Source organism: Isoptericola sp. NPDC057191 (assembly GCF_042670225.1).
Classification (GTDB): Bacteria; Actinomycetota; Actinomycetes; order Actinomycetales; family Cellulomonadaceae; genus Isoptericola.
The window spans coordinates 1-3,379 of the sequence record NZ_JBHUWC010000280.1 but is presented as its reverse complement, the minus strand read 5'-3'; the positions used below and the strand labels follow the sequence as shown (position 1 = coordinate 3,379).

Here is a 3,379-nt window from a genome sequence, read left to right as displayed (position 1 = left end):
GGCGACACTGTCGCCCGACCGGCCGTTCCGCATCCCCGAGCGTTCCTGCGTTTCGGCGATCGCGATTTGGTAACGGTGCTGTCAACTTCTTGCGTGGACACTGTTGCCTCATTACTGTCCTGCTCATCGACGACGATGCGGAAGGGGCTCATCGGTGAGCAAGGGGCAGGACGCCGAGTGGTGGCGCGACGCGGTGATCTATCAGGTCTACCCGCGCTCGTTCGCCGACGGGAACGGCGACGGCACGGGCGACCTGGCCGGGGTGCGCAACCGCCTCGGCTACCTGCGAGACCTGGGGGTCGACGCGATCTGGTTCACCCCCTGGTACGTGTCACCCCTCGCGGACGGCGGGTACGACGTCGCCGACTACCGCGCCATCGACCCGCAGTTCGGCACGCTCGCCGAGGCGGAGGCGCTCATCGCCGAGGCCCGGGCGCTCGGGGTGCGCACCATCGTCGACGTCGTGCCCAACCACGTCTCGGCCGAGCACCCCTGGTTCCGCGCGGCGCTCGCGGCCCAGCCCGGTTCGCCCGAGCGCGACCGGTTCTGGTTCCGCCCGGGGCGCGGGGAGCACGGCGACGAGCTGCCCACGCGCTGGGTGTCCGACTTCCAGGGCACCACCTGGACACGCACGACGAACCCGGACGGCACCCCGGGCGAGTGGTACCTGCACCTGTTCGCCCCCTCCCAGCCGGACCTCAACTGGGACCACCCGGACGTGCGGCGCGAGCACGAGGAGATCCTGCGCTTCTGGTTCGACCGCGGCGCCGCGGGCATCCGCATCGACTCCGCGGCCCTGCTCGTCAAGGACCCCGCGCTCCCCGAGGTCCCGGAGCACCCGGGTCCGGGGAAGCACCCGCACGTGGACCGCGACGCGCTGCACGACGTCTACCGCTCCTGGCGCGCCGTGGCGGACTCGTACGACGAGCCGCGCGTCCTCGTGGGCGAGGTCTGGCTGCCCGACACCGAGCGCTTCACCCGGTTCCTGCGGCCGGACGAGATGCACACGGCGTTCAACTTCGACTTCATGGCCCGCCCCTGGGACGCCAAGGCGCTGCGCGAGTCGATCACCACGACCCTCGACGCGCACGCGCCGGTCGGGGCGCCGGCCACCTGGGTGCTGTCCAACCACGACGTCACCCGCCCCGTGACGCGGTACGGGCGTGAGGACTCGTCCTTCGCCTTCGCGGCCAAGCGCTTCGGCACCCCGACCGACCTGGCGATCGGCCGGCGTCGGGCGCGTGCCGCGGCGCTGCTCGTGGCGGCCCTGCCGGGGGCGCTGTACGTGTACCAGGGCGACGAGCTCGGGCTGCCGGAGGTCGAGGACCTGCCCCTCGACGTCATCCAGGACCCGATGCACGACCGGTCCGGCGGGGTCGACCCCGGCCGGGACGGGTGTCGTGTGCCGCTGCCGTGGACTCGCGGCGGCAGCTCGTTCGGCTTCGGGCCCGACGGCGGCGCCGCGCCCTGGCTGCCGCAGCCGGCGTCGTGGGGAGACCTGTCCGTCGAGGCGCAGGACGGCGACCCGGCGTCGACGCTCGACCTGTACCGCCGCACCCTCGCCGCGCGGCGGGCCGACCCCGCCCTGCACGGCACGGGCCTGCGCTGGCTGGACGCCGTGGGCGACGTGGCCGTCGGCGACGACGTCCTCGCCTTCGCGCGCGGAGACCGTCAGGAGGGCGGGTCCGGCGCGGCGTTGGTGTGCGTCGTCAACCTCGGCCCCGAACCGTTCCCGCTGCCGCGTGGCGCGCAGGTCGTGCTGCACAGCGGCGACCCCCGCCAGCCCCTCGACCAGGTCGGTACCGACGTCGCCGTCTGGCTCCGCCCATGAACCGCACCCGCCCCACCCCGCCCGCAGCAGCACCGACGTTCGACCGACGTTCGACCTGACGTTCGACCCGACGTTCGACCCGACGTTCGACCCGACAAGGAGTGACGATGAAGTCCACACGAAAGCCGGCCGCCCTCATCTTGGTGGGCGCGCTCACGACGGGCACGCTCGCCGCGTGCTCGGGCGGGAGCGACCCGAAGGACGCGAGCACCAACTCGGCCGGGCAGGTCACCCTCTCGGTGGTCTCCCTGCTGCCCGGGTCGACGGAGGAGGCCGTCGCCGCCTTCGAGGACCAGGTCGCGGAGTTCGAGAAGGCGAACCCCGACATCGACGTCGTGCCCGAGGAGTACGAGTGGAAGGCGACGACGTTCGCCGCCCAGCTCGCCGGAGGCACGCTGCCCGACGTCTTCGAGATCCCGTTCACCGACGCGCAGGGCCTCGTGGAGAACGGCCAGCTCTCCGACATGGACGCCCAGTTCCGGGCCCTGCCGTACGCCGACCAGTTCAACCCGACGATCCTCGAGTCGGGTACCGGCGACGACGGTCACGTGTACGCGATCCCGGCCAAGAACGCCTACCCGGTGGCACTGCACTACAACCGGCAGCTGTTCGAGTCGGCGGGCCTCGACCCGGACCAGCCGCCGACGACCTGGGACGAGGTGCGCGCGGACGCGAAGAAGATCGCCGACGCGAACCCCGGCGTCGCCGGCTACGCCACGATGACGCAGAACAACACGGGCGGGTGGCAGCTCACGGCGCAGACCGTCGCGCGCGGCGGCCGCACCGTGGAGGTCGACGCCGACCAGAAGGCGACGGCGACCCTGGACAACGCGGGCACCAAGGAGACGCTCCAGTTCCTCCACGACCTGCGGTGGGAGGACGACTCGATGGGCGGCAACTTCCTGCTCGACTGGGGCAGCATCAACCAGGAGTTCGCCGCCGGCCAGGTGGGCATGTTCACCTCCGGCTCCGACATCTACACGTCGCTCGTGCAGACCAACGCCGTCGACCCGGACACCTACGGCCTCGCGCCGATCCCGCTGTCCGACGCACCCGAGGCGGCGACCCTCACCGGTGGCACGCTCGCGGGCGTGCCGGCCGGCGTCGACGACGCCGTCAAGGCCGCCGCGATCAAGTGGATCGACTTCTTCTACCTCAACAAGCTGGTCGACGAGGACCGCGCCGTCGCCGACGCGGAGACGCTCGCCAAGAACGACCAGCCCGTGGGCACGCCCGTGCTGCCGATGTTCTCGCAGGAGCAGTACGAGCTGAACCAGAAGTGGATCGCCGACTACGTCAACGTGCCGCTCGACCAGATGACGGCGTTCACCGACGCGATGTTCGACCTGCCGCTGGCGGGCGAGCCGTCGCAGAAGACGCAGGAGGTGTACGCCCTGCTCGACCCGATCGTGCAGGCCGTGCTCACCGACAAGAACGCCGACATCGACGCGCTGCTCGCCGACGCCGACTCGCAGGCCCAGGCCCTCCTCGACCAGGGATGACCGTGACCGTCACCACCTCTTCTCCTCGCGGCGACGTCGCCGCACC

The 3,379-nt window shown here is 71.7% G+C and carries 2 protein-coding genes; both read left to right on the top strand.

All coding sequences use genetic code 11. From position 1 onward, the window contains the following. The first annotated feature begins 154 nt into the window (after positions 1–154). On the top strand, positions 155–1,831 hold the full coding sequence (locus ACFT55_RS19740) for a glycoside hydrolase family 13 protein (RefSeq protein WP_380245553.1): 1,677 nt from the start codon (positions 155–157) through the stop codon (positions 1,829–1,831). Between the two features lie 107 nt (positions 1,832–1,938). Beyond that, positions 1,939–3,333 (top strand): extracellular solute-binding protein, encoded by a 1,395-nt coding sequence (locus ACFT55_RS19735; protein ID WP_380245552.1) that lies wholly within the window; start codon positions 1,939–1,941, stop codon positions 3,331–3,333. Positions 3,334–3,379: the final 46 nt, after the last annotated feature.